This is a genomic window from Xanthomonas sp. D-109 (assembly GCF_017746095.1).
Lineage (GTDB): Bacteria > Pseudomonadota > Gammaproteobacteria > Xanthomonadales > Xanthomonadaceae > Xanthomonas_A > Xanthomonas_A sacchari.
On sequence record NZ_JAGHWV010000001.1, the window covers coordinates 539,999 to 566,454 of the forward strand.

The window sequence follows — 26,456 nt, forward strand, 5'->3', positions numbered from 1 at the left end:
GCGATGACGTTCAATCGGCCTCCAGCGGGACCCGGATCTGCACGCAGCAGCCCTCGCCCGGGGACGATTGCAGGCGCAGGCTGCCGCCGCTCAGGCGCAGGCGTTCGCGCAGGCCGCTCAGGCCGCTGCCGCCGGCGGCCAGCGCCTGCTGCGGATCGAAGCCGCGGCCGTCGTCGAGCACCTGCAGCTGCGCCCAGCCGTCGCGGGCGACCAGCCGCAGCAGCACCGACTGCGCAGCCGCGTGCTTCAGCGCATTGGTCAGCGCCTCCTGCGCGCTGCGGAACAGCAGGGTCTGCAGCGCTTCGTCCAGCGCCGGCAGCGGGCCGATCTCGACCGCGACTGGGATGGCGCCGGCGGCGGACTGGCTGCGGCCCAGCCAGCCCAGCGCGGCCTCCAGCCCCAGGTCGTCGAGGATCGGCGGGCGCAGCAGCCGCGACATCTGCCGGGTGTCTTCCAATGCCTGCGTGCACAGCTGGATGGCGTCCTCCAGCGGTGTGCGCAGCGCCGCATCGGCGCTGCCGAGCGCCGCGCCCAGTTGCGCCAGCCGGTGCTTGAGTACGGTGAGGTTCTGGCCGACGCCGTCGTGCAGCTCGCGCGCCAGGCGCCGGCGTTCGTCCTCCTGCACCTTGACCACGGCGCGGCCGAGGCGGCGGAACTCGCGCTCGTTGGCTTCCAGGCGCTGCAGCAGCAGGCGGTAGCGGTCGGCGGCGGTTGCGTCGGTCATGGCGTGGTGCCCGCGCGTGCGACAGATAAACCGTCGCCGGCCTGCGCCGCGGCGCGGCGGGCGCGTTGCGCGGCGGCGTGGTCGCCGAGCGCCTCCAGGCGTTGCGCGGCCTGTGCGTGCAGCGTCGCAGCGAACAGCGGGCTGCCGCGCAGCAGCAGCGCCTGCGCCTGTGCATAGCGCGCCGCCACCTGGTCGGCCGCGCCGTAGCGCAGCGCCTGCTGCAGATAGCGCAGGCGCAGCCCGGCGTTGCCCAGGCGGGCGACGTCGCCCTCCAGTGCGGCGAGCGCGGGTTCGTCGTGCGCCGCACGCACCTGCACCTGCAACTGCAGCAGGCGGGTGCCGCTGGCGCGCGCCAGCGCCTCGGCCTGGCGCAGCGACGCGGCGGCTGCCGCGGCGTCGCCGTCGCGCTCGTCCAGTTGCGCCTGCAGCAGCGCGGCACTGGCACGTTGTTCGCTGGACACCGAGGCGGGCGCTTGCCGCTGCACCTGCTGCAGCGCCAGCCGCGCCTGCGCCGGGTCGTCCAGCGCCAGCCACACCTGCGCGCGCAACAGGGCGATGTCGGTCTGGCCGCGCTGGTCGCGGCTCTGCTGGAACAGCCGCTGCGCCTGGTCCAGTTCGGTGAGTGCCACCGTGCGCTGACCCTGCCAGAACGCCAGTTCGGCCAGGTTGCGCCGGCTCACCGCCACTTCCTCGAGCATCTGGTGGCGCTCGGCCTCGCGCAACGACTGGGTCAGCAAGGTCTGCGCCTGCGCCCAGTGGCCGCGCGCGGTGGCCAGCAGGCCGAGGTTCTGCGCAGTGCGTACGCGGCCGGTGGCGTCGTTGAGGTCGGCGTAGGCGCGTGCGGCCTGTTCCCAGAACGCCTGGGCGCTGTCCAGGTCGCCCAACTGGAAGTGCGCGAAGCCGATGTTGTTGAGCGTCTCGGCGACGCCGTGCGCATCGCCGAGCGCGCGCCAGGCCGACAGCGCACCACGGAACGCCTGCAAGGCCTGCGGATAATCGCCGCGCTCCTCGGCCAGCAGGCCGAGTTCGTTGGCGGCGGCGGCCTGGCCATCGCGGTCGCCGAGTTCGGCGTACAGGGCCTGCGCCTGCTGCAGCTTCTGTTCGGCCTCGGCGAAGGTGCCACCGATGCTCAGCGTGCCGGCCAGGTTGCGCAGGCTGGTGGCGACGCCACGCCGATTGCCGACCTGCCGGCGCAGCTCCACGGCGCGCAGATACTGCGCCTGCGCCTGCTGCGCCAGGCCGAGACGGCCGTAGCCCACGCCCAGCGCGTTCACCGTTTCCGCTTCGCCATAGAGGTCGCGCCCGCGACGGAACAGCAGTTGCGCACGCAGCAGGTCCTCGTCCACCGCGGTGGCAGCGTTGCCGCTGAGGATCGCCAGCTTGCCCAGCGCCAGCCACAAGCGCGGGTCGTCGGGATCGCGCTGCGCCAGCGTGCGCAGGCGATCGCGCGCCGCATCCAGGTGGCCGGCCTGCGCCTGGACGCGTGCGACCTGCAGTTGCACCACGCTGTCGTCGGGCCGGGCGCTGGCCAGCGCCTGCCAGGCGCGGTCGGCGGCGGCGAGATCGTCTTCGGCTTCCAGTTGCAGCGCCGCCAGCAGCGCCTGGGTGCGCGGCCGCGCCGACGTCGCTGGCATGCGTGCGCTTAACGCCTCGCGCGCCTTCTGGTCCTCGCCGATGGCCTGCGCCGCGACCACCTCGGCCAGGCGCAACGGTGCCGACTGCGGCGCCTGTGCGCTGGCCGCGGCGAACTGCTGCAGCGCCTGCGCGCTGTCGTCGCGTTGCCGCGCCGCCAGGCCGCGTGCATAGGCCTGCAGGGCGGCGGGCGCGGGCAGGTCGTCGGGCAGGGTGGCGCCCTCGGCGAGCAGCGCCCTGGATGCGATCGGCAGCCAGGCGGCGTAGGCCGCGGCCGGATCGGCGGCGGTCGGTCCGTCGATGTGCTGCGCCGCGCCGCTGGGCGGATGCAGCAGCGCCTTTAGGCGCCAGCCCGCGCCCTGGCGTTGCAGACTCGGCTGCAGCACGCGCTGCGCCGAGGCGAGCCGGCGCAGCGCCGTTACGTCCAGCGGCGCCTGGCCGGTGGGGTCGTACTGGCGCAGCGCCTGGCGGGTGCGTTCGTCGTCGACCACGGTCAGCGTTTCGCCCAGGCTGCCGCGCAGCCAGGCGCCCAGGGCCAGGCGTTGTTCGGTGCTGGCCGGGTCGCCGGCCAGCGGCAGCACCAGCAGCCGCGGCAATGGCTCCACGGCCGCCACCGGCGGCGCAGTGGTGCGTTGCGCCTGCCAGTGCCAGGCGCCGGCGCCGAGCAGGGCGGCGCCGGCCAGGGTCGCGGCCAGGCCCAGGCCGATCCGGCGCCAGCGCCGGCGATCGCGCGGCAGTTGCCGGCGCTCGATCGCCACGATCACCTCGCCGGCATCCTGCAGCCGATCGCGCGGCTGCGGGCGCAGCAGCCGCTGCAGCAGCCGCACCAGCCAGGCCGGCACGTCCGTGCGCAGCCGGTCCACCGGCGGCGGCTCGCGCAGCATGCGCTGGGCCAGGGTCTCGGACAGGGTGCCGCCGGCGAACGGCACCTGCCCGGCGAGCATCTCGTACAGGATCAGGCCCAGCGCGTAGAGGTCGCTGCGCGGGTCGAGCGCATCGCCGCGCGCCTGTTCCGGCGACAGGTAGGCGGGCGTGCCGATGACGTTGCCCAGGGTCGCGCCGAGGCCGCTGCTGGCCATCGAACAGGCCACGCCGAAGTCGCTGATCAGCGCGTCGCCGCCGTGCTGCAGCAGGATGTTGGCCGGCTTGAGGTCGCGGTGCACGACGCCGCGCGCATGCGCCGCCTGCAGCCCGCGGGCGATGCCGCCGGCGATGCGCAGGGCGGTGTCGACATCCAGCCGTTCCTCGCGCTGCAGCCGCGCTTCCAGCGATTCGCCGTCCACGTAGTCCATGCTGATCAGCCAGCGCCCGGCGTGTTCGGCCAGGTCGTGGATGCGCACCACGTGCGGGCTGGACACCTGCCGTGCCAGCAGCAGTTCCTGGCGGAAGCGGGCGAACGCCTGCGGCCGCTGCGCCAGCTCCGGGCGCAGCAGCTTGACCGCCACGTCGATGCCCAGCGCCTGGTCGTGGGCCAGGTACACCAGCCCCATGCCGCCGATGCCGAGCAGGCGTTCGATGCGGAAGCGGCCGGCCAGCACCTCGCCCGGGGTCAGGCTTTCCTGCGCATACAGGCCGGTGGCGGTGGCGGCGTCGCTCATGCCGGCCCGACCTCGGCGCCGCTGTCGCGCAACGCCTGGCGTGCGGCGATCCACAGCGCGGCGCGCTCGCAGAAGGCCTCGAGCAGCTGCATGTCCAGCGCGCCGATGGCGCTGCCGGCGCGGCGGCTGTCGGCATAGATCGCGCCGAGCACGCGCGTGCCGTCGCGCAGTGGCAGGCACAGCATGGTGCGCAGGCCGGCGGCGCAGACCGAGGCACGCTCGGCCAGCCAGGGCACGCCGCCGACGTCGTGGGCCACGGTGGCCCGGCCGTCGCGCAGGGCCCGTTGCAGCGCCCCCTCGCTGCCGGCGAGGCCGCGCTGCAGCGGCATCGGCCCGGTGCCGTGGCTGGCGGCGATGCGCGGGCCCTGCGGTTCGGCCAGCACCAGCATGCCGCGCTCGGCCTGGGCCAGTTCGACCACCGCGTCCAGGCTGGCGCCGAGCAGGTCGTCGAGTCCGCCGACCTGGGCCAGCCCCTGGGTGAGCGCAGTGGCGCGATCGCAGCGGGCGCGCTGGCGGCGCTCGGCCAGTTCCGCATCGGTTGCGCTGAGCGGGGCGAACTCGGCGTAGATGTCGCCGAAGCGCAGCCAGGTCGCCGTCTCCAGCGCGATCGGTGCGGCCACGCGCACGCCGTCGCGGAAGCTGCCGTTCTTGCTGCCCAGGTCGTGCAACTGCCAGTGGCCATCGGCCTGCGGCTGCAGCCGCGCATGCCAGCGCGATACCGAAGGATGTTCCAGCGCCAGCGCGTTGTCCGCCGCGCGGCCGATCGCCAGCGTCTGCCCGGCGGCGAGCAGCAGCGTCGGCGCCGGCGCGTCGGGCAGGTAGGCGGTCAGGCGCGCGGGCATCGCGGGATGTCCTTCGTGGCGGCGTGCGTGACCGGTCCCGCAGCGCTCAAGGCGCGTAGAGGCGTTGGTAGTCGATGGAGAAGCGCAGCGTCGCCGCGCCGGCCAGCAGTTCGCCGGCGGGGTTGCCCTCGCTCATGCCGGCGTTCCAGGTCTGCGCGATGCCCTGGCCGGCGCGCGCCGACACCTGCTCGCGGAACCCGTCCAGCGCCACCGTGGCGGCGGTGTAGTCGGCGTTGGCCAGGGTGCTCTGCACGCTGTTCAGCATGCTCGCCAGCGGGGCCGCCTCATTGGCGGGCAATTGCGCCACCAGCGCCTGCAGGCGGTTCAGCTTGGCGGCCACCACCGTGGCGGTCGGGCGCAGGTCGTGGATCACGATGAATTGCGAGAAGCCGCCGGTGGTGCCGCGGGCGCGCACGCTGCCGGGCGCGATCTCGTCGGTGATGTCGCGGAAATCGCCCCCCAACGGCGCCTTGATCAGGCGCAGGGTGCTGTCGGCGGTGTAGGCCAGCGCATGCGTGTGCAGTTCCACATGCACGACCCGCCGGAACGACAGGCCACCGTTCGGCGGCGGCGTCACCGTGATCAGCAGCGGCAACTGCGCTGGCACCTGGCCGGCTTGCGTGCTGGGCAGTCGCGGCAGCAAGGCAGCGACCTGGGCCGGGGTCAGCAGTTCTGCGCTCAGGCCCAGGCTGCCCGGGTTGAGGTCGCTGGCGCTGTCGAATTCCAGCGTCACCTCGGCCAGCGGGTGCGGACCGGCGCCGATCGCCGCCGTCGCCACATTGCCGCTCACTTCCACCTGTACCGGCAGCGGTTGCGCGGCGAGCCCGCCGGACGCCGCCACGGCGCAGAACAGCAGGCAAACCCTTGCGAACATCGTGTGCATCTGAAACCCCCTGTTGCATGTGCCGGCACCGCGCACCGCACCCGCGTTCCGCCCGGCGACGCGGCGAGGCAGCGGCCTACGCCTGGATCATACCGCTCCGTACGGGCGATGCACGCGGCCCTGGGTGTTTCCACTCACGACCGCTAGGGGCGATCCCGGATAGGCGCCGCCGGGCCGCCGCGTCAGGCTGCAGTCACCCGCCCGTCCCGGGCCCACTCACCGGAGATTCCAGATGCCCATCCGTCGTCCCGCTCTCGCCATTGGCATTTGCGCCGTCCTCGCCAGCGGTATCCTGGCCGGCGGCAAGGCCGAAGCCGCCGCGCATCTGGACAGCCTGCTGGAGTCCAAGCTGGCCAATGCGCCGCTGACCGACGAACTGCAGATCGTCATCACCTACAAGCAATCCAAGCCGGTCTCGGCGGCGCAGCTGACCGCGCTGAAGGCGCTGGGCATCACCCGCGGCGTCAGCATGCAGACCCTGCCGATCGCCGGCGCGCTGGCCACGCCCGAAGAGATCCTGGCGCTGGCCGAGCGCGACGACGTCGCCTCGATCTACTACAACGCGCCGCTGCGCTACTTCAACCAGGACGCGCGCGAGGCGACCGGGGTCGACCGCGCGCAGAGCAATCCGGGCGACTTCGGCCGCACCGTGCCGTACACCGGCCGCGGTGTCGGCGTGCTGATCAACGACTCGGGCATCGACGCCACCCATCGTGACCTGGCCTACGGCGACCGCGTGGTGCAGAACGTGCTGGCCAACACCAACCTGCACAATCTGAATTCGATGCTGCCGGTCACCTACGTGGAAGGCGTGCCGAACACCGACGCGGGCTCCGGCCATGGCACCCACTGCGCCGGCACGGTCGGCGGCAGCGGCGCGCAGTCCGGCGGCAAGTACCGCGGCGTGGCGACCGGCGCCAGCCTGGTCGGCTACGGCTCCAGCGGCGTGCTGCTGGTGCTGGACGCGGTGGGCGGCCTGGACTACGCGGCCTCGCACCAGAACAGCTTCAAGGATCCGATCCGCGTCGTCAGCAACTCCTGGGGCACGTCCGGCAAGTTCGACCCGGCCGACCCGGTCAACGTGGCCACCTACGAGCTGTACAAGCGCGGCATCGTCAGCGTGTTCGCCGCCGGCAACGACGGTCCCAAGGAAGACACCCACAACCCGTACGCACAGGCGCCGTGGGTGATCTCGGTCGCCGCCGGCAACGTCGACGGCACGCTGGCCGACTTCTCCTCGCGCGGCAAGGCCGGCGAGCGCGATACCTTCACCACCGCCGACGGCAAGAGCTGGACCCACATCAACGAGCCCAGCATCACCGCGCCGGGCGTGGACATCATCTCCACCCGCGCCTCCACCGGCCTGTTGCCGCCGCTGGCGGCGCAGACGGACGAGAAGCTGATCGCGCCGGCGCAGCTGCCGTTCTACACCACCATGAGCGGCACCTCGATGGCCACGCCGCATGTGGCCGGCGTGGTGGCGCTGGTGCTGGAGGCCAATCCGAACCTGACCCCGGACCAGGTCAAGGACCTGATCGAGCGCACGGCCACGCCGATGGCGGGGCGCGCCTCCTGGGAAGTCGGCGCCGGCTACCTCAACGCCTACTCGGCGCTGCGCGAGGCCAGCAAGAAGTGACCGGAGCGGGCGGACGCCAGCGTCCGCCCGCTCCGCCGCAAGCGCAGTCGACCGCCGTGTCGGTGCTTGCGATGCAGTCCGGACGCCGCCGTTCTTCGACGAAATGAAGCGCCGTCCGATCGACTGATGTCGTTGACGTTTTCGCGGTTGCCTTCGATCACGCCGTCGCCGTTCGGCGGCGTGGTCGGCAGCCACCGCGATCCCCCGTGCTGGACGTGCGGGGTTCCACCGCTCCCCGGAATGGCGTCCGGGAATCGGAACGGGCCCCGCACGTCCCGCATCCCGTTCGGCCGCACCGCGCGCCGGATGCGCCGGACCCGGCACGCCGCTGCCGCACCCTGTCTTTGCCGCATGTCGGCGCCTTCTGCCTGCAATGCAGTTTGTTGCCGTTCCAGCCGCGGTGTTCGCTGGATCGAGCGGCATGCCCCCGGTGCCGACCGCCGCGCGCGGCGACAGGGGAGCGCACCCTCCAACCCGTGGTGGTTGCATGCGCCGCGGCTGAGTGTTTCCACCCGGCCGGCCTGGGTGCGATACCGGATTGGCCGCGCATCGGCGCGCCCGGCACGCTGCGGCGACCGCCCGTTACGGGCTTCGACGATCCGGAGCGTCCGCAATGTCCATTCGCCGTCCCGTTCTTGCCATCGGTATCTGCGCCGTCCTTGCCGGGGGCACGTTTGCCGGCGGTGACGCCGTGGCCGCCGCGCATCTCGACCAGTTGCTGGAGGCCAAGCTCGCCGCGGCGCCTGCGGCAGACGAACTGCAGATCGTGATCACCTACGATCAGACCGGGCCGGTGTCGGCCTCGCAGCTCACCGCGCTGCATGCGCTAGGCATCACCCGCGGGATCACCATGCGCACGCTGCCGATCGCCGGCGCGCTGGCCACGCCGGCCGAGATCCGCGCGCTGGCGCAGCGCGACGACGTCGCCTCGATCTACTACAACGCGCCGCTGCGCTATTTCAACAAGGAAGCGCGCGAACTGACCGGTGTGGACCGCGCGCAGGGCAATCCCGGCGATTTCGGCCGCGCGCTACCGTACAGCGGCCGCGGCGTCGGGGTGATGATCAACGACTCCGGCATCGATGCCACCCATCGCGATCTCGCCTATGGCACCCGCGTCGTGCAGAACGTGCTGGGCACCACCAACCTGGCCAATGTGGATGCGATGCTGCCGATCACCTATGCGGAGGGCGTGCCCAACACCGACCTCGGCTCCGGCCATGGCACCCATTGCGCCGGCACCGTCGGCGGCACCGGTGCGCAGTCCAACGGCGATTACCGCGGCGTGGCGACCGGCGCCAGCCTGGTCGGCTACGGATCCGGCGCGGTGCTACTGATCCTGGACGCGGTCGGCGGCCTGGACTACGCCGCCACGCACCAGTTCAGCTTCAAGGATCCGATCCGCGTCACCAGCAATTCCTGGGGCTCGTCGGGCAAGTTCGATCCGCAGAATCCGGTCAACGTCGCCACCTACGAGTTGTACAAGCGCGGCATCGTCAGCGTGTTCGCCGCCGGCAACGACGGCCCCAACGAGGACACGCATAATCCGTACGCGCAGGCGCCGTGGGTGATCTCGGTGGCCGCGGGCGAAAAGGACGGCACGCTGGCCGACTTCTCCTCGCGCGGCAAGCGCGGCGAGAGCGGCAGCTTCACCATGGCCGACGGCAAGACCTGGACCTATCTCAACGAGCCGACGATCACCGCGCCCGGCGTGGATATCGTGTCCACCCGCGATTCCACCGGCGCGTTGCCGCCGCTGGCCGCGGACAAGGACAGCAAGCTGATCGCGCCGGCGCAACTGCCGTTCTACACCACCATGAGCGGCACCTCGATGGCCACCCCGCACGTGGCCGGCATCGTCGCGCTGCTGCTGGAGGCCAACCCGGACCTGACCCCGGACCAGGTCAAGGATCTGCTCGAACGCACCGCCACCAACATCCCCGGGCGCACCTACTGGGAGGCCGGCGCCGGTTACGTGAATGCCTATGCCGCGCTGCTGGAAGCGAGCAAGCAGCGCAGCGGCTTCGGCAAGACGGTCAATTCCCTGCATCCGTTCTACAGCAACGCGCTGGTGCTGCCCGGCGGCAGCCAGCCGTTCGAGGTGGCGTTCTCGCCGGTGGGCACGCCGCAGACCCAGGCGTTCACCGTCGGCAAGGACGTCGCCTGGGTCAGCGCCAAGGCCACCATCGATGCCAACACCCAGGCATTGGTGCTGACCGATCCGGACGGCGTCAGTTACGGCTCGCCGGTGGCGCTGCCGTTGCTGGGCAGTACCGTCAGCGTCGGCGCGCCGGGCAAGCCGGGCACCTGGACCATCAGCGTGCGCGGCATCGGCTCGATCAGTGGTGTCCCGGTTGCTCCGAAGGGCAGCAATGGCCTGGCGGCGCCGGGCACGGTGCGCGGCACCCTGGATTTCCTGCTCAGCGGCGGCTACACCGGCCTCAACGACGTGGCCAGCGGCGACCGCGATCGCGGCGCGGTGGAGTACGCGGTCGCCAACCGCTTGATGGACGGCTACGCCGACGGCCTGTTCCGTCCGCAGAATCCGCTCAAGCGCGCGGAGTTGGCGCGCTATCTGGTGATGGGCGCCGGCGTGCGCCAGGCGCTGCCGGCCGCGCCCAGCTTCAGCGGGCTCGGCCGCAACGACCCGGCCTATCCGTTCGCCGAGGCGGCGGTGGGCAAGGGCGGGGCGCTGCGCGACCTGCAGCAGAACCAGGCGGCGGTGCTGGGGCTGGTCGCGGGCGAGTTCCGCCCCAACGACGCGGTCAGCAAGCTGCAACTGGCGTATTCGCTGGTGCAGGCGCTGGGCCTGCAGACGCAGGCGCTGGCCTTCGACGGCACGCTGTCGGTGAGCTACAACAACCAGCGCCTGCCGATCGAGGACGTGGCGGCGATCCCGAGCAACCTGCGCGGCTACGTGCAGCTGGCGCTGGATGCCGGCATCCTCAACGCGCGCTTCGCGGTGACCCAGGGGCCGCAGGACCTGCAGCCGACCCTGCATGCCTACTTCGATCCGGGCAGCACGGTGTCGCGCAGCGGCTATGCGGTGATCGCCGGGCGCTTCCTCGGCGTCAATCGGCAGGCCAAGGACTGAGGGCCGGTCGCTGCAACGACGGCAGGCGCGCAGGTGCGACGCCTGCGCCGTGCCTTGATGCCGTTGCTGCGGATCCTCGGTGTCTGCATCCTGGTACCGCGTCGTCGCCACCGCTTCGCGGGATCCATCGTTGCGGCGGTAGGAGCGGCTTCAGCCGCGATGGGCGTTGCCGAGCAAGCCCGTCGCAGCTGAAGCCGCTCCTGCGGACACCGCATCACTCCTGCCGCGGATGCACGCTGACGGTCGCGGTCATGCCCGCAGCGAGCAGGGTGCCCTGCGGCACGCTGGCCGGGTCGATGCGGATGCGCACCGGCACGCGCTGCGCCAGGCGGATCCAGTTGAAGGTGGGGCTGACGTCGGCCAGCAGCGAGGTGCCGGTCGGATTGTCGCTGTCTCCGATGCCGCGGGCGATGCCCTCGACCTGGCCGTGCAGCATCAGCCCGCCGCTCATCAGGCGGATGTCGGCACGATCGCCGACGTGCACCCGCGGCAGCTTGGTTTCCTCGAAATAGCCGTACACCCACATCGCATCGTCGCGCACCAGCGCCAGGCGCGCACCACCGGCCTGCGCGTAGTCGCCCACGCGCACCTCCAGGTTGGTGATGTAGCCGTCGGCGGTGGCGCGGACCTGGGTGCGCTGCAGATCCAGTTCGGCCAGGTCGAGCGCGGCCTGCGCCTGTTCCACCGATGCCACGGCCTGCGCCTGCGCCGCGGTGGCCTGGCCGCGCAGCGCCGCGCTGCGGTGCACGTCGGCCTGGGCCGAACGCGCGGTGGCTTCGGCATCCGAACGCGCCTCGGCGGAGATCACCGCAGCGGCGCGCGCGCGCCGTTCGGCCTGGGCGCGGCGCATCTGGAACTCGGCTTCGCTGGCCGCCTGGGTGGCCGCCGCCGCCGACAGGCTGGCGCCGGCCGCACGCGCCTGCGCCTGCGCCACCGCGAGGTTGGCGCGGGCCTTTTCCAGGGCCAGCTCATAGCGCTTGCGGTCCACACTGAACAACAGGTCGCCGCGCTTGACGTGCTGGTTGTCGCGTACCGCCACGCCATCGACCAGGCCGGAGACGTCGGGTGCGATGCGCACGACTTCCGCGCGCACGCGGCCGTCGCGGGTCCAGGGCGAGAGCATGTAATGGCGCCACAGCGCATGCGCCAGCAGGGCGGCGACCAGCACCACGATGGCGGTCAGGGCGAATCGGATCAGGGCAGGGGTCTTCATGGCGGGACTCAGGGCAAAAGGAGCAGGCCGAGCGCGGCGAACGCGCCGACGTAGATGGCCAGACGGAACAGGGAGGGGTGCCAGGCATAGCGGTACAGGCCGGCGCGGCCGGCGACCGCGTCCAGCGCCCAGGCCACCAGCAGCAGGGCCAGGCCCAGCACCAGCAGGCCGGGCACGTACACCCCGGCGATCGAGAGTTCAGCGGGCAGCAGCATCGTCGGCTCCTGGCGTGGTGGTGGTCGGCGCAGGCGTATCGGCCAGCGCGGCGAGAACGGAATCGGCGTCGAGCAGCGAGCCGCGCAGCAGCAACAGGTGCTCGCGGGTGGGCTTCCAGCGCAGCGGCACCGCGCCCTCCACCTGGCTGGCGACCAGCGCGGCCTCCACCCGCTGCAGGGCCTGGCGGTGCCGCTGCGGGCCGGGGTCGAGGTACAGGTCGGCCAGCGCCTGCACGGCGGCGTCCACCGCGGTGGCCAGTGCCGGCGACAGCGTGCCTTCGGCGGCGTCGCGGCGCAGCTCGACCAGGGTGCGCCCGGTCTCGTGCACCGACAGCGCCCAGCCGAGCAGGTCGCGCAGTTCGTCGCTGCCCGGCGGGGTGTGCGCCACGATCTGCTGGAACAGGTCGCGGTTGACGCTCTCCAGGCGCAGCGCCAGCCCCGGCAGCGGCGCACGCGCGGCCAGCGTGGTCTGCCGCCGCAGCCGCTCCAGCAGGCGCCGGCGCTGCCAGCGGGTGCCGATCACCGGCGGCACGAACACGAACGTCGCGCTCACCGCCAGCGTTCCCAGCAGCAGCGGCACCACGCTGTTGAAGGTGGCTGCGGCGTTGAAGGTAGGCGTGGGCTGGACCGCCAGGATCGAGACGAAGGCCAGGTTGGCGCCGGTGGCGAAGCCGTACAGCGCCGGTTTCGAGGCCAGGTACAGGGTCACCAGCAGGAACGGCAAGGTGCCGGCGACGAACAGGCCGTAGCCGTCCATCTGCGGCAGCACCAGCAACTGGCAGACCACGCCCAGCGCGATGCCGAACACGAAGCCATTGAGCAGCGAGCGCGCGGCGGCCGGTGCATTGGCGCTGGACGACAGGATCGCGCTCAGCGCCACCGCCTGGAACACCGCCGTGGCGCCGCTGATCCAGCCGGCCTGGATCCACAGCCAGCACATCGTCGCCACCAGCAGCGCGCTGCGCAGCGCGGTCAGCGCCGCCGCGGCGTAGTCGTTGCCGCGCACGAACACCGCGGTGTCGCCACTGCCGTCCTGCGGCGTGCGCCACTGCTGCGGCGCGACCAGGGTCGCCTCGGTGGCCACGTAGTCGTGCAGGTCGGCGAAGAACCGTTGCAGCAGCGACACGCCGGTGTCGAAACCTTCGTGCTGCGCCGCGGGCATCGGTGCACGCGCCGCGGCCGCCCGCGTCGCCAGCGCATCGCGGCACGCGGCCAGCTTGCGCGCGGTCGCGGCGGCGCCCTCGCGTCCGCCGCGATCGCTGAGCGCGGCCTTGAGCGGCCGGTACAGGCCGATCAGGGCCTCGGCCACGTTGCCATCGCCGCTGCGCAGCAGCCGGTTGATGTAGTGGTGCAACGCCTGGAAGCTGGTCGACACCGCCATGAAGCGCTGGTTGAGCAGGCGTAGGCGGCCGCTGCGGGCCCGCGCCTCCGGATCCTCGAACACCACCGAGCTGCGCAGGTCCTCGATGGTCACCGCGTCGCGTACGAAGCGCAGGTGCGCCTGCTCCATCGCCTCGCGCGGCAACTGGCCGCCGGTGGCGTCGCGGACGAAGTCCAGAAAGCCGTCGGAGGCGCGGCGCACGGTGTCGCGCAGGGTCTGGCGCAGCCGGCTGGGGAACACCACGTCGCTGACGATGCCGGTCACCAGCAGGCCCAGCACCACCTCGGTCACCCGCGCCACCACCAGGTTGAACACGTTCTGCGGCTGGTTCACCGCCGGCAGCGCGATCAGCGCCACGGTGTAGCCGGACAGCACGAAGGCGTAGGCCTTGAAGTTGCGGTACAGCAGCGCGCCGCCGGTGCAGGCGCCGATCCACAGCGACAGCACCAGCACGAACAGCACCGGCTCCTGCGGGAACAGCGCCACCATCGTCAGCGCGGCGACGCTGCCGATCAGCGTGCCCAGTATCCGGTAGAAGCCCTTGGCGAAGACCATGCCGGTCTGCCGGTGCATCACCACCACCACCGTGATCATCGCGGTCATCGGCGAGGCCAGGTCCAGGCGCAGCGCGATCCAGCCGGCCAGATAGATCGACAGCAGGGTGCGCAGCACGAACAGCCAGGCCTCGCCTTCGCCGCGCAGGGCGTCGGCCAGCAGCGTGCGCAGGCCGGGTGCGGCGTCGGCAGCGGCGGTCGCGTTGGGCCGCGGCATGCTCATGCCGCGTCCTCGACGCCGCGCAACAAGGCCTTCAGCAGCGTCTGCAACTGCGCCATCGCCGCCGGATCCAGGTGCTGCACATAGGCGTCGAGCTGGGCGCACAGGGCCGGGATCAACGCGTCGATCAGGCGCTCGCCGGCGTCGGTCAGGCGCAGCAGCAGCATGCGCCGGTCCTCGGCACTGGGCGTGCGCTGGATCAGGCCCTTGTCGACCAGTTGCGTGGTGAGGCGGGTGATGTTGGCCGACTTCTCGCCGGCCGCGTCGCCGAGCTGGGACGGGTTCAAGGTCCCGTCCGGGCTGGCGTCGATCATCATCAGCACGTTGTATTCGGCATAGCTCAGGCCGTAGGGCCGCAACACCTCGTTGCTCTGGTCCAGGCTCAGCTTGTGCAGCAGCTTGATCAGCCGCAGCAGCAGCGCTGCTTCACGCGGGAAGGGCGGATGCTTGCGGGCAGTCACGTCCAGGCGCTGCTCGGTGGCGGCAAAGCGACTCATGGCCGGCTCGGGATCTTATACATATGTAGATAATACATTTATGTATTAATTTTGCGGTAATCCCGGCTGAACGAGGGCGGTGCAAGACAGGGATGGGAAACGCGCACGCACGGGCGGGCACCGACGTGGCCGTGCGCCAGCGTGCCAAAGAAAAGGTCGAGGACGCGCCTGGATAAGGTGAAGCCCAGGTCGACGCGCAGGCGCGCTGTGCCCCCCGAAGCCGGGGGCGGCGCGTTCGAGACAGGTGGGGCCGGGTGGCGCTTCAGCGCCACCGTGTGGTCAACGCAGCACGCCGTCCAGGCCGGGCGCCGGCGAGAGCATGTTGCGGGCGTCGATGTCGAAGCTGCGCTGCTTCTTGTCCTCGGGCGTGGCGGCGATGCTGCCCTTGAGGGTGTACTCCAGGCTGCGGCGGCCGGCCAGGGAATCGGCGATGGCCATGCGCGCGCTGGAACTGGGGCGAAGCGCGACGCTCACCACATCCGCCGTCTCCGGGCCGATCGAGATGCCGGGAGCCGCCTGCAGGGTGCCGGCCGCTTCGCCGCCCACCCCCAGGTCCAGGCGCAGGCTGTCGTAGCGCATCGGGATGCTGCTGTAGTTCTGCAGGCGCAGGTCCACCTTCCAACTGCCGTCCATGTTGACCGTCAGTTGCTGCACGCTGGCGGCTGGGTCGGACACCCGCCGCACCATGCCGTCGCTGCAGGCGCCGAGCAACGCGGTGCACAACACAAGCAAGCCGAGGCGGAGCGGGTGACGCATGAGCGCAATCCATGGAGGGGAAGACCGGCGAAGACTACACCACGCCCCGGTATGCGATGGTGGCGCAGCGATGGCAGGCCCGGAGTGCCGCAGGGCACCTGCCCCCTGAGCGGTCCTCGGCGATCCGGCCGGCGGCCATCACCGTGCGTCCCTGCCGTGCGCCAGCCGGATGCCGAGGACGCGCCCAGCATCGCCGGTGCAGGATTCGGGCGCCGTCGGTGGGGGCCGCGACGATGGGTAGGAAAATTCTGCAACATTGCGCTTGCCCAATTCCGATCGCCTCGCTATGATGCGCGTCCTCGCACCGGTCCTGCCGCGTTGCGCAGTGGCCGAGTAGCTCAGTTGGTAGAGCAGGGGATTGAAAATCCCCGTGTCGGCGGTTCGATTCCGTCCTCGGCCACCATTCATATCAAGGCTCTACAGCGATGTAGGGCCTTTCTTTTTTCGGGCTTGCGCCGGTTCTGGAGCATGCCGCGTGGCGGGCCGGCGCATGGTGTCTGCAGCGCCTCGTCTGGGGCAGGTACCGACCTCCGCGCTATGCAGATTTCCGCATTCGTGATGCCTGCCCGAGGGCGTAAAGGACCGATTCCGCGTGAAGAAGGCGTGTCCACGCTTGTAGACAAACATACCCAGCTCACGGTTTTTCGGGATCTTCCGCTCAATCAATGACGCTGCCTGTCGTAATCATAGGCACGGGCGATCGGGGGGGGGACCTGCCAATGACCAGCGGATTCGGACGGAGATGGAGCGGCGTGGCGCTGCTGTGGGTCCTGGCTGGCGCGGCCATGGCGGCCCCCGCCGAGCAGGGGGAGCATGCGGGCGAGCAGGGCGGTCCCGGCGCCGATGCGCCTTACATCGAGCAGGTCGGCTCCGAGTGCGTCATGGTCAACACCTATGTGCAGCGGCACGACGGCGTGGTCGAGCGCGTGGTGCTGCGCGAGCCGGTGCAATGTGCCGGCCAGCCTGACCAGCGCGGCATGGCCGATCTGAGCCACTGACCGTTCACGCCTTCGCCGCCGGCGTTCCGCGCCGCGCTTTACTTCGCTGCGCAGCTCCTGCATAAGCTGCTGTTTCCCGTCCATCGGAACCTGCGCATGCGTCTTTCGCCGATCGCGCTGCTGTTGCTGGCGTGCCTGTTGTGCCTCGCACCGCCGCTGCGTGCCGCGCAGCCGGTCAGTTCGGTCGCCGCGTTCGATCTCGGCCGCTATGCCGGGCAGTGGCACGAGATCGCGCACCTGCCGGTCTCCTTCCAGAAGAAATGCGTCGGCGACGTCACCGCGGCCTATGTACTGCGCGACGACGGCCAGGTCGGCGTGCGCAACGCGTGCCGCACCGCCGACGGCTCCACCCTCGCAGCCGAGGGCGTGGCACGTCGGGTGGAGGGCCATCCCGGGCGGCTGCAGGTGCGCTTCGCGCCGGACTGGCTGTCCTGGCTGCCGATGGTGTGGGCCGACTACTGGGTGATCGCGCTCGATCCGGATTATCAGTGGGCGCTGATCGGCGAGCCGGGACGCAAGTACCTGTGGGTGCTGTCGCGCTCGCCGCGCATGCAGCGCAGCGTGTTCGAGGCGATAAAGGCCAAGGCGGTGGCGATGGGCTACGACCTCGACCCGCTGCTGGTGGTCGCGCCGTTGGAGTGAGCGGCGCTGATCGGTGGCGCATCGCGCAACTGGGGCCAGTACGTTCTGGGGCAGGGGCGACGGACGCCTGGGTCGATCGGCCTCAGCCGAGAAACGCCGCCAATGCGGTGGCCAGCAGTGTCGCGCTGTCGCCGTCGCGCAGCGCCTGCAGGGCGCCGCGGCCGTCGGCCAGGCGTATCTCCCGCAACCACTGCGACAGCGTCGCCAGATCGCTGCCGCAGCCGTTCCAGGCTACGCAGATGGTATCGCCGACATTGTGCAGGTCGGCGTGGTTCAGATGCTCCAGGGTGCCTTCGAGGGCCAGCCAGGCGAGCGCCCGCTGCGCATCCTCCGGCGCGCCATAGGCGGCGCCGTCGATCAGCGACAACAGGTCGCTGTTGCCGGCGCGTTGCTCGGCCCGACGCCGTTCGGCGCGGCGCATGCCGTGCAGGATCGCCTTGATCCGGTCTTCGTGGAGGCTGTCGGTCATGCGCGCGGGGACGAGGCGGGCAGCGGCATCATTCTTCGCGCTCGGCACGCAGTTGCAGTTCGCCGTCCGCCAGGCGCGCGCGCAGCCGATCGCCGGGCGCCACCTGGGCGGCCGAGCGCACCACGCTACCGTCGTCGGCGCGGGTCAGGATGCTGTAGCCGCGCGCGACGGTGGCCAGCGGGCTGACCGTCTCCAGGGCGCGCGCCAGCGCGCGCAGGCGCTGCGCATCGGCCTGCAGTTGCCGCGTCATCGCCGCCTGCGGACGCCGCCCCAGCGCCAGCAGCCGCACCCGCAGCATCGCCAGCCGCCGTTGCGGCTGTGCGGCGCGCAGCACCGCCGCGGCATGGCGCAACTGCGCATGGCGGCGTTCCTGTTGCTGCCGCCACACCGCAGCGAGGCGCCGTCCGATCTCGTGCTGGCGGCGCTGCAGCAGTTGCAGGCGCATGTATGGACTCTGCGCCTGCAGGCGCAGCAAGGCGCGGTCGGCGCGTTGCTGCGCTTGCCGCAGCCGGTGCTGCTGCCAGCGCAGCAGCGCGGCGTGCTGGGCACGCAGGCGCGCGCCGAGATCGCGCTGGTCGGGCACCAGCAATTCGGCGGCGACCGACGGGGTGGGCGCGCGCAGGTCGGCGGCGAAATCGGCCAGGGTCACGTCGGTCTCGTGGCCGACCGCCGACACCACCGGAGTGATCGCGGCAGCGATCGTGCGCGCCAGGTGTTCGTCGTTGAACGCCCACAGGTCCTCCAGCGAGCCGCCGCCGCGGGTCAGCAGGATCGCGTCGTAGCGGCCGCTGGCGTCGGCCTGGCGCAGCAACGTGGCGATCTGCGCCGCGGCGCTGTCGCCCTGGACCAGGCTCGGCAGGATGTCCACCTGCAGCAGCGGCATGCGCCGCCCGAGCACGCTCAGCACGTCGCGCACGGCCGCGCCGCTGGGCGAGGTGATGACCGCCAGGCGCCGCACGAAGCCGGGCAGGGCGCGCTTGCGCTCGCTGTCGAACAGGCCCTCGGCGGCGAGCCGGGCCTTGAGCTCCTCGAACGCGCGGCGCAGCGCGCCTTCACCGGCTTCCTCCAGATGGTCCAGCACCAGTTGGTAGTCGCCGCGCGCTTCGTACAGGGTCAGGCGCCCGCGCGCCAGCACCCGCAGGCCTTCGCGCGGCACGAACCGCAGCCATTGGCTCTTGGGCTTGAACATCGCGCAGCGCACCTGCGCGCGCGCGTCCTTCAGGGTGAAGTACAGGTGGCCGGACGAGGGCCGGGTGACATTGCCCAGTTCGCCTTCCACCCAGGCCAGCGGGAAGGCGCTCTCCAGCAGGTCGCGGGCCAGCGTGTTGAGCTGGCTGGGGCTGAGGATCTGGTCGGCGCGATCGGACATGCGGGCAGTGCAGGGCGTACGGGCGCCTATCCTCGCACGTCGGCAGTTGCGTCCGGCTGCGTCGGCGTGGCTGCGTGCCGGGCCAGTGCCCACTGCACGTGCTCGCGCACCAGCGGCGAGGGATGCTGCGCGCGCGTACCGAGCGCGGCCAGCACCTGCGGTGTGGTCGGCGCGTTGCCCAGCGCTACGGCGATATTGCGCAGCCAGCGTTCGTGGCCGCTGCGGCGGATCGCGCTGCCTTCGGTGCGGCGCAGGAACTCGTCTTCCTCCCAGGCGAACAACTGCGCCAGCGTCGCCTTGTCCAGGTCGTTGCGGGCGCGGAAGTCCGGCTCGTCGCTGCGCTTGGCGAACTTGTTCCAGGGGCAGATCAGCTGGCAGTCGTCGCAGCCGAAGACGCGGTTGCCGATCGCCGGGCGCAATTCCTCGGGAATCGCGCCGTCGTGCTCGATGGTGAGGTAGGCGATGCAGCGGCGCGCATCGAGCCGGTACGGCGCGACGATCGCCTGGGTCGGGCAGACGTCGATGCAGCGCGTGCAGGTACCGCAGTGGGCGCTGGCCGGCGGGTCGATCGGCAGCGGCAGGTCGACGTAGATCTCGCCGAGGAAGAACCAGGAACCGCCGTTGCGGTCGATCAGGCAGGTGTGCTTGCCGATCCAGCCCAGGCCGGCGTCGCGCGCCAGGGCGCGTTCGAGCACCGGCGCCGAATCGACGAACACGCGGTGGCCGAACGGGCCGATCTCGTCCTGGATGCGCTCGGCCAGCTTCTGCAGGCGGTTGCGCATCAGCTTGTGGTAATCGCGTCCCAGCGCATAGCGTGCGACGTAGGCGCGCTCGCCGTCGTGCAGCGTGTCCCAGGCCGAATCGTCGTCGTTGCGGCCGTAGTCCAGGCCCACCGAGATCACCCGCAGCGTGCCGGGGATCAGCTCCGCCGGGCGCGAGCGCTTGTCGCCGTGCTGGGCCATCCAGTGCATCGTGCCGTACAGGCCCTGTTGCAGCCAGTCGCGCAGATGCGCCTCGTCCTGCTGCAGTTCGATGCCGGCGATGCCGCAGCGCTGGAAGCCGAACGTGCGCGCCAGCGCGCGGATGCGTGCGGCCGCGGCGTGGGGATCGGCGATGTCGAGACGGGCGGACATCGCGCAAGTATAGAATCCCGGGCATGTACGACTGCTTCGATCTCTATGCCACCGCGGACGCGCGCCGCATCGATGCGCAGGCCACCGCGCTGCTGGGCGGCGACGGCTACACGCTGATGCAACGCGCCGGCCAGGCCGCGTGGCAGACGCTGCTGCAGCGCTGGCCGCAGGCGCAGCGCATCCTGGTGGCCTGCGGCAGCGGCAACAACGGTGGCGATGGCTACGTGCTGGCGCGGCTGGCGCATCGCGCCGGACGCCAGGTACGCGTGCTGCAGTTGCCCGGGCGCGGTCCGCAGTCGCCGCTGGCGCAGCGCGCCTGCACCGACTACATCGGCGTCGGCGGCCGCATCGAGGAGTTCGACGCGGCACTGGCGCCGGCCGACGTGGTGGTCGATGCCTTGCTCGGCATCGGCCTCAATCGTGCGCCGGACGCCGAACTGACGGCGCTGCTCGGCGCGCTGGGCGGACTTGGCGCGCCGGTACTGGCGCTGGATGTGCCCAGCGGCGTGGACGCCGAAACCGGCAGCGTGCCCGGTGCGGTGTTGCCGGCGTCGCTGACGTTGCAGTTCATCGTCGCCCATGCCGGCCTGCATACCGGTGCGGCCTTGAACCATGTCGGCGAGCGCGCACTGGCGACGCTGGAGGTGCCGCCGGCCGCGTTCGCCGGTTGCGCGCCTTGCGCACAGGCCTGGACCGTCGGCGCCTTGCGCAGCCGTCTGGCACCGCGCCGGCAGGACAGCCACAAGGGCGATTCCGGCCATGTGCTGTGCGTCGGCGGCAACCTCGGCAGTGGTGGGGCGGTGATGCTCAGCGCCGAATCGGCCCTGCGCAGCGGCGCCGGCCTGGTCAGCGTCGCCACCCGTGGCGCGCACGTGGCGCCGCTGCTGGCGCGCTGTCCGGAGGCGATGGCACATGCGATCGACGATGCAGGGACAGTGGCGCCGTTGCTGCACAAGGCCAGCGTGGTCGCGCTCGGCCCCGGGCTTGGCCAGGACGATTGGGCGCAGGCGCTGTGGCAGGCGGTCCTGGCCGATTCGGACCGCGCGCTGATCCTGGACGCCGATGCATTGAACCTGCTTGCGCAGGCGCCGCGGCCCGTCCCGCAGGCGGTACTGACCCCGCATCCGGGCGAGGCCGGGCGCCTGCTCGGCATCTCAACGGCCGAGGTGCAGCGGGATCGTTTTGCGGCCGCCGCGGCCTTGGCCGAGCGCTATCAGGCGGCGGTGGTGCTGAAGGGTGCCGGCAGCCTGGTCGCCGCGCCTGGGCAGGCGCCGCGGGTGATCGCCGCCGGCAATCCGGGCATGGCGGTCGGCGGCATGGGCGATCTGTTGACCGGTGTGGTCGCGGCGCTGCGCGCGCAGGGCCTGTCGGCGTTCGAGGCGGCCAGCGTCGGCGCACTGCTGCATGCCGGCGCCGGCGATCGCGCGGCTGCCGGGGGCCAGCGCGGGCTGCTGCCGACCGATCTGTTGCCGGCGTTGCGGCGCCTGTCCAATCCGGAATCCGAATCATGAGCCTCACCTTGTTCCTGCCCGACAGCGACGCCACCGAACGTCTCGGTCGCGCGCTGGCCGCGACCCGCCCGACGCAGGCCTCGGTGCATCTGCACGGGGATCTGGGCGCCGGCAAATCGACCCTGGCGCGGGCGCTGCTGCGCGCGCTCGGCGTGCAGGGCGCGATCCGCAGCCCCACCTATACCTTGGTGGAGCGCTACCCGCTGGCCGATGGCGAAGCCTGGCATCTGGATCTGTACCGCATCGGCGCGGCCGGCGAGCTGGATTTCCTGGGGTTGGACGAGGGCGGGGCCACGCTGTGGCTGGTGGAATGGCCCGAACGCGGCGGCGACGTGCTGGCCCCGGCCGATCTGGACGTACGCCTGGCAGTGCATGGCGACGGGCGCAGCGTCGCCCTGCAGGCGCGCACCGAGGCGGGCACCGCCTGGCTGGCCCGGGTGGGTGGACAGGCCGACTTGCAGGGACTTTTTGCCGGCTGACGCTAGAAAGTGAAGGCAGGTTATGGATTATTAAGGGAAAACCGCTTGCCTTTGACTCCCGGCGATGTTTGAATCGCGTTATGCGCCCGGGGATCCGTTTTTTCGCCAGTTTCGCCGCTGCCGCAGGCTGGTGCCTGGCGGCGCAGACGGCGTTTGCCGGACAGGTCCAGTCGGTCTCGCTCGACAACGGCGCTACCGGCACCCGCGCCGAGATCCGTCTGCAGGGCAGTGGTGGCTTCAGCACCCTGTCGTTGGCCAACCCCAACCGCCTGGTCGTCGATCTTCCCGATTCCTCCACTGCCAAGGGCCTGAAGCTGCCGGCCGGCGGCGGCGTGGTGAGCGCGGTGCGCACCGGGCATCCGGTACCGGGCACCTTGCGCATCGTCTTCGACCTGAGCAGCCAGGTGGTGGCGTTCAAGCCGCAGATGCAGACCATCGGTGGCAGTTCGGTGCTGGTGATCGAATGGCCGGGTGAAGCGCCAGCAGGCAAGGCGGTGGCGGCCGATGTGCCGGCACCCGCGACCCCAGCGCCGCAGGCTGCGCCCGTCGCAACGCCCAGGCCGGCAGTGGATGCGCGCGCCGAAGCCGCACGTGCGACCGCGGCGCTGACCTCGTCGGTGGTGCAGCGTGCCAGCCAGCCGGCGCCGGCCCCGGTGCCGCCGCCCGCCGCGCCCACGCCCGCGCCGAGCGCCGTTGCATCTGCGCCGAGTGTTGCTGCGGCGGCGCCCAGCCATCCTGCGCCTGGCGGCGCGCCGACGCCTGCACCCACGGCCGTGGTGCCGCCAGCGAACGCGCCCTCCGAGCGTGACGACACGGACGACGATGCGGCGGTGGCCGCGGCCGCCGAAGCGCGCCCGGTGATGCCGAGCGCCGCGGCGCGAGTGAAGATGGCGCCGGGCATGCGCCCGCTGATCGTGGCCATCGATCCCGGCCACGGCGGCCAGGATCCGGGCGCCAGCGGCCCGAGCGGCAAGCACGAGAAGGACGTCACCCTGGCGATCGGTCGCGAGCTTGCCCGTCAGATCAACGCCACGCCGGGCATGAAGGCGTACATGACCCGCACCACGGACGTGTTCATTCCCCTGCCGATGCGTGCGCAGAAGGCGCGTGCGGCGAAGGCCGACATCTTCATCTCGATCCACGCCGACGCGGCCGAGAACCGCAGCGCCACCGGCTCCTCGGTCTACGTGCTGTCGACCAAGGGCGCGTCCTCGCAGCGCGCGCGCTGGCTCGCGGACAAGGAAAACGCCGCCGACTTGATCGGCGGCGTGCGCCTGCAGAAGACCGACAGCACCCTGGCCAATGTCTTGCTTGACCTGGCCCAGAGCGGGCACATGAAGGCCTCCGAAGACGCGGCCGGGCATGTGCTGGGCGGGTTGAAGCGGATCGGCAACAACCACAAGCCCGAGATCGAGCGCGCCAACTTCGCGGTGCTGCGCACGTCGGACATGCCGGCGATGCTGGTCGAGACCGCCTTCATCTCCAACCCGGACGAAGAGCGCCGGCTGACCGATCCTGCGTACCAGCGTCGCATCGCCGGCGCCGTGCTCGACGGCGTCAGCACCTTCTTCACCCGGCAGCCGCCGCCGGGCACGCTGTTCGCCGCGCGTGCGCAGGCCGAGGCCGAAGCGGCCAGCACTGTGGCCGGCGGCAGCCGCTGAGGCGCTATCATTAACGGCTGATCCTCGATGACGGCGTCCGCGCCGCGAGCCGTGCCGATGTTCTTTGCCTGCTGTCGTTTCCCTCCCGTCGCCAAGCCCGGTGCGCGCCTGCGCGTGCATGGAGCGAAGACGGCATGAGCATCCGCCAGCTGCCCGAGATCCTGATCAACCAGATCGCTGCCGGCGAAGTGGTCGAGCGGCCGGCTTCGGTGGTCAAGGAACTGGTGGAGAACGCACTGGACGCCGGCGCGCACCGCGTCGACATCGATCTGGAGGAAGGCGGTGTGCGCCTGATCCGCATCCGCGACGACGGCGGCGGCATCGCCCCCGAGGAATTGCCGCTGGCCATCTCGCGGCATGCGACCAGCAAGATCGCCTCGCTGGACGACCTGGAATCGGTGGGCACGCTGGGGTTCCGCGGCGAAGCATTGCCGTCGATCGCCTCGGTCAGCCGCTTCACCCTGGCCTCGCGCCGTGCTGGCGACGAACACGGCGCGGCCCTGCAGGTCGAAGGCGGCAAGGTCGGCGAGGTGCAGCCGCGCGCGCTGCCGCCGGGCACCCTGGTCGAGGTCCGCGAGCTGTTCTACAACGTGCCGGCACGGCGCAAGTTCCTGCGCGCCGAGCGCACCGAACTGGGCCACATCGAGGAGTGGCTGCGTTCGCTGGCGCTGGCGCGTCCGGACGTGGAGCTGCGCGTCTCGCACAACGGCAAGCCGTCGCGGCGCTACAAGCCGGGCGACCTGTACTCGGATGCGCGCCTGGGCGAGACCCTGGGCGAAGACTTCGCACGGCAGGCGCTGCGCGTGGACCACAGCGGTGCCGGCCTGCGCCTGCACGGCTGGATCGCGCAGCCGCATTATTCGCGCGCCAGTGCCGACCAGCAGTACCTCTACGTCAACGGCCGCTCGGTGCGCGACCGCAGCGTCGCCCATGCGGTGAAGATGGCCTACGGCGACGTGCTGTTCCATGGGCGGCAGCCGGCCTATGTGCTGTTCCTCGAACTGGAACCGGCGCGGGTCGACGTCAACGTGCATCCGGCCAAGCACGAGGTGCGCTTCCGCGACGCGCGGCTGATCCACGACTTCGTCTATCGCACGCTGCAGGACGCGCTGGCGCAGACCCGTGCCGGCAGCCTGCCCGGCGCGATCGGCGCCGACGCGGCGCTGCCGACGCCAGCCCCGGGTGCTGCGGCCTGGGCGGGCGCAGGCGCGCCGAACGGTGGCGGCACGGGTGCTGGTGGCGGACAGGGCTACGGTTACGGCGCGCAGTGGCGCCCGGCGCAATCGCCGCTGGGCCTGCGCGTGGAAGAGGCGCCGGCCGCCTATGCGGCGCTGTACGCGCCTGCCGCGGAGGCGGGCAGTGCCGCCAGTCTGCCGCGGCAGACCCAGGACCCGGCCGGCGGCCTGCCGCCGACCGCCGCCGACAGCGGCGTGCCGCCGCTCGGCTATGCCATCGCGCAGTTGCACGGCATCTACATCCTCGCCGAGAACGCTGATGGCCTGATCGTGGTCGACATGCACGCCGCGCACGAACGCATCGGCTACGAGCGCCTGAAGACCGCGCACGACGGCATCGGCCTGCATGCGCAGCCGCTGCTGGTGCCGATCACCCTGGCGGTCGGCGAACGCGATGCCGATACTGCCGAGCGCGAGGCGGAGACGCTGGCTGCGCTCGGGTTCGAGATCACCCGCAGCGGGCCGCAGTCGCTGCACGTGCGCAGCATTCCGGCGCTGCTGGCGCAGGCCGAGCCGGAGGCCTTGCTGCGCGACGTGCTCACCGATCTGCGCGAACACGGCCACAGCGGCCGCATCGCCGGCGCGCGCGACGCGCTGCTGTCGACCATGGCCTGCCACGGCGCGGTGCGCGCCAATCGTCGCCTCACCGTGCCGGAAATGAACGCCTTGCTGCGCGACATGGAGGCCACCGAGCGCTCCGGACAATGCAATCATGGGCGTCCGACCTGGGCGCGGTTCACCCTGGGCGAGATCGATCGTTGGTTCCTGCGGGGGCGGTGATGGACAAGCGAGTGTGGATGACGGCGCTGCTGGGGGCGCTCGTCGCCTTGGGCGGATGCGGCAAGCAGGCGCCGGCGCCGGCCGCGCCGAAGGCGATGGACGCACGCTTCGTGGCCGACGAACAGGCCTGGCGCGCGCAGCGCCAGCGCGAACTGCAGGCGCCGGATGGCTGGACCAGCCTGGTCGGCCTGCACTGGCTGGAGCTGAAGGAGCACTACGTCGGCAGCGGCCCGGACAGCGGCATCCGCCTGGCGGTCGGGCCGGCGCGGATGGCGCTGGTGTCGCAGGTGCAGCGCGAGGTGTACCTGACGCCCGAGCGTGGCGCCGGACTGAGCGTCGCCGGTGCGCCGGTGCAGGGGCGCATCCGCCTGTACAGCGATCACGACCCGCAGCCGACGGTGATCGACTTCGACGACGGCAAGGGCAAGCTCAGCCTGATCGAACGCGGTGGCCGCTACGCGCTGCGGGTCAAGCACGCCGATGCGCCGACCCGGCTCGGTTTCGCTGGCATGCCGTACTGGCCGCTGGCCGAATCCTGGCGCGTGCGCGGGCGTTTCGTGCCCAATCCGCCGGGCACGACCCTGCCCATCGTCGACATCATCGGCGTCACCACACCATCGCCCAATCCCGGCGCGCTGGAGTTCGAGCGCGGCGGCAAGCGCTACCGCCTGCAGGCGATTGGCGAGCCCGGCCAGCCGCTGTTCGTGGTGTTCGCCGACCGCACCAGCGGCCGCGGCAGCTATCCGGCCGGCCGCTTCCTCGACGTGGACCCACCCGCAGCCGACGGCAGCGTGGTGCTGGATTTCAACCGCGCCTACGACCCGCCGTGCGCGTTCACCCCGTTCGCCACCTGTCCGCTGCCGCCGCCGGAGAACCGCCTCGACCTGGTGGTGGATGCCGGCGAGAAGACCTACGCCGCTGCCCATTGACCCAA

21 protein-coding genes and 1 tRNA gene are annotated in these 26,456 nt (G+C 71.7%); 10 read left to right on the plus strand and 12 right to left on the minus strand.

The genetic code is table 11. The annotated features are described in order from the left end of the window. Window positions 1-10 precede the first annotated feature (10 nt). Genes J7357_RS02260 through J7357_RS02275 form a run of 4 tightly spaced genes read right to left on the minus strand, consistent with a single transcriptional unit; the run spans window position 11 to window position 5,670 of the window. A complete protein-coding gene (locus J7357_RS02260) occupies window positions 11-724 on the minus strand; it encodes a sensor histidine kinase (protein ID WP_209244556.1) in 714 nt (237 codons plus the stop codon). Continuing rightward, on the minus strand, window positions 721-3,954 hold the full coding sequence (locus tag J7357_RS02265) for a serine/threonine-protein kinase (RefSeq protein WP_209244558.1): 3,234 nt from the start codon (window positions 3,952-3,954) through the stop codon (window positions 721-723). Before J7357_RS02265 ends, J7357_RS02260 begins: the two co-directional genes overlap by 4 nt. Then, on the minus strand, window positions 3,951-4,796 hold the full coding sequence (locus J7357_RS02270; protein WP_209244560.1) for an FHA domain-containing protein: 846 nt from the start codon (window positions 4,794-4,796) through the stop codon (window positions 3,951-3,953). Before J7357_RS02270 ends, J7357_RS02265 begins: the two co-directional genes overlap by 4 nt. A 46-nt stretch (window positions 4,797-4,842) precedes the next feature. Beyond that, the gene (locus J7357_RS02275; RefSeq protein WP_244667185.1) at window positions 4,843-5,670 is read right to left on the minus strand and encodes a DUF6689 family protein; all 828 of its coding nucleotides are present in this window, start codon (window positions 5,668-5,670) and stop codon (window positions 4,843-4,845) included. Window positions 5,671-5,911: 241 nt separating this feature from the next. On the opposite strand from J7357_RS02275, the gene J7357_RS02280 reads away from it, so the two are divergent. Further along, window positions 5,912-7,315 carry a S8 family serine peptidase gene (locus J7357_RS02280; protein WP_209244564.1) on the plus strand — a complete coding sequence of 468 codons (1,404 nt, stop codon included), beginning with the start codon at window positions 5,912-5,914 and terminating at the stop codon, window positions 7,313-7,315. 691 nt (window positions 7,316-8,006) lie between these two features. Next, window positions 8,007-10,409: a S8 family serine peptidase gene (locus tag J7357_RS02285; protein WP_343237382.1), complete on the plus strand. Its 2,403-nt coding sequence runs from the start codon at window positions 8,007-8,009 to the stop codon at window positions 10,407-10,409. Window positions 10,410-10,623: 214 nt separating this feature from the next. Here the strand turns inward: J7357_RS02285 and J7357_RS02290 are convergent, their stop codons facing one another. From J7357_RS02290 to J7357_RS02310, 5 genes are all read right to left on the minus strand, one after another. Then, window positions 10,624-11,622 (minus strand): HlyD family secretion protein, encoded by a 999-nt coding sequence (locus J7357_RS02290; protein WP_209244568.1) that lies wholly within the window; start codon window positions 11,620-11,622, stop codon window positions 10,624-10,626. Window positions 11,623-11,630: 8 nt separating this feature from the next. After that, window positions 11,631-11,837: a DUF1656 domain-containing protein gene (locus tag J7357_RS02295; RefSeq protein ID WP_017916033.1), complete on the minus strand. Its 207-nt coding sequence runs from the start codon at window positions 11,835-11,837 to the stop codon at window positions 11,631-11,633. Then, window positions 11,821-13,995, minus strand: a complete 2,175-nt coding sequence (locus tag J7357_RS02300) for an FUSC family protein (RefSeq protein ID WP_209244570.1) — start codon at window positions 13,993-13,995, stop codon at window positions 11,821-11,823. Before J7357_RS02300 ends, J7357_RS02295 begins: the two co-directional genes overlap by 17 nt. After that, a complete protein-coding gene (locus J7357_RS02305; RefSeq protein ID WP_209244572.1) occupies window positions 13,992-14,489 on the minus strand; it encodes a MarR family transcriptional regulator in 498 nt (165 codons plus the stop codon). Before J7357_RS02305 ends, J7357_RS02300 begins: the two co-directional genes overlap by 4 nt. 279 nt (window positions 14,490-14,768) lie before the next feature. Continuing rightward, on the minus strand, window positions 14,769-15,245 hold the full coding sequence (locus J7357_RS02310; protein ID WP_209244574.1) for an LEA type 2 family protein: 477 nt from the start codon (window positions 15,243-15,245) through the stop codon (window positions 14,769-14,771). 327 nt (window positions 15,246-15,572) lie between these two features. Here J7357_RS02310 and J7357_RS02315 point away from each other — a divergent pair. The 3 genes from J7357_RS02315 to J7357_RS02325 all read left to right on the plus strand — a co-directional run bounded on the left by J7357_RS02315 (window position 15,573) and on the right by J7357_RS02325 (window position 16,885). After that, a tRNA-Phe gene (locus J7357_RS02315) sits at window positions 15,573-15,648 on the plus strand. A gap of 382 nt (window positions 15,649-16,030) precedes the next feature. Beyond that, window positions 16,031-16,243, plus strand: coding sequence for a hypothetical protein (locus J7357_RS02320; RefSeq protein ID WP_244667186.1), 213 nt, complete (start codon window positions 16,031-16,033; stop codon window positions 16,241-16,243). A gap of 96 nt (window positions 16,244-16,339) precedes the next feature. Then, window positions 16,340-16,885 (plus strand): lipocalin family protein, encoded by a 546-nt coding sequence (locus tag J7357_RS02325; protein ID WP_019799682.1) that lies wholly within the window; start codon window positions 16,340-16,342, stop codon window positions 16,883-16,885. Between the two features lie 82 nt (window positions 16,886-16,967). Here the strand turns inward: J7357_RS02325 and J7357_RS02330 are convergent, their stop codons facing one another. Genes J7357_RS02330 through queG form a run of 3 tightly spaced genes read right to left on the minus strand, consistent with a single transcriptional unit; the run spans window position 16,968 to window position 19,856 of the window. Continuing rightward, a complete protein-coding gene (locus J7357_RS02330; protein WP_209244576.1) occupies window positions 16,968-17,354 on the minus strand; it encodes a hypothetical protein in 387 nt (128 codons plus the stop codon). Between the two features lie 28 nt (window positions 17,355-17,382). Further along, entirely contained in the window at window positions 17,383-18,723 is a 1,341-nt protein-coding gene (xseA, locus tag J7357_RS02335; RefSeq protein ID WP_209244578.1) for an exodeoxyribonuclease VII large subunit, read from the minus strand. A 26-nt stretch (window positions 18,724-18,749) separates the two neighbouring features. Next, complete coding sequence (gene queG / locus J7357_RS02340) at window positions 18,750-19,856, minus strand: tRNA epoxyqueuosine(34) reductase QueG (protein ID WP_209244580.1); 1,107 nt, start codon at window positions 19,854-19,856, stop codon at window positions 18,750-18,752. Window positions 19,857-19,879: 23 nt separating this feature from the next. Between queG and J7357_RS02345 the strand changes: the two genes are divergently transcribed. The 5 genes from J7357_RS02345 (at window position 19,880) to J7357_RS02365 (ending at window position 26,451) form a co-directional block, all read left to right on the plus strand. Then, window positions 19,880-21,367, plus strand: a complete 1,488-nt coding sequence (locus J7357_RS02345) for an NAD(P)H-hydrate dehydratase (RefSeq protein ID WP_209244582.1) — start codon at window positions 19,880-19,882, stop codon at window positions 21,365-21,367. After that, a complete protein-coding gene (gene tsaE / locus J7357_RS02350) occupies window positions 21,364-21,846 on the plus strand; it encodes a tRNA (adenosine(37)-N6)-threonylcarbamoyltransferase complex ATPase subunit type 1 TsaE (protein ID WP_209244589.1) in 483 nt (160 codons plus the stop codon). The genes J7357_RS02345 and tsaE overlap by 4 nt, the downstream gene beginning before the upstream one ends. 80 nt (window positions 21,847-21,926) lie before the next feature. Beyond that, a complete protein-coding gene (locus J7357_RS02355) occupies window positions 21,927-23,507 on the plus strand; it encodes an N-acetylmuramoyl-L-alanine amidase (RefSeq protein WP_209244591.1) in 1,581 nt (526 codons plus the stop codon). A 134-nt stretch (window positions 23,508-23,641) separates the two neighbouring features. Next, on the plus strand, window positions 23,642-25,522 hold the full coding sequence (mutL, locus tag J7357_RS02360; protein ID WP_209244593.1) for a DNA mismatch repair endonuclease MutL: 1,881 nt from the start codon (window positions 23,642-23,644) through the stop codon (window positions 25,520-25,522). Next, the gene (locus tag J7357_RS02365) at window positions 25,522-26,451 is read left to right on the plus strand and encodes a DUF1684 domain-containing protein (protein WP_209244601.1); all 930 of its coding nucleotides are present in this window, start codon (window positions 25,522-25,524) and stop codon (window positions 26,449-26,451) included. Before mutL ends, J7357_RS02365 begins: the two co-directional genes overlap by 1 nt. Window positions 26,452-26,456 lie beyond the last annotated feature (5 nt).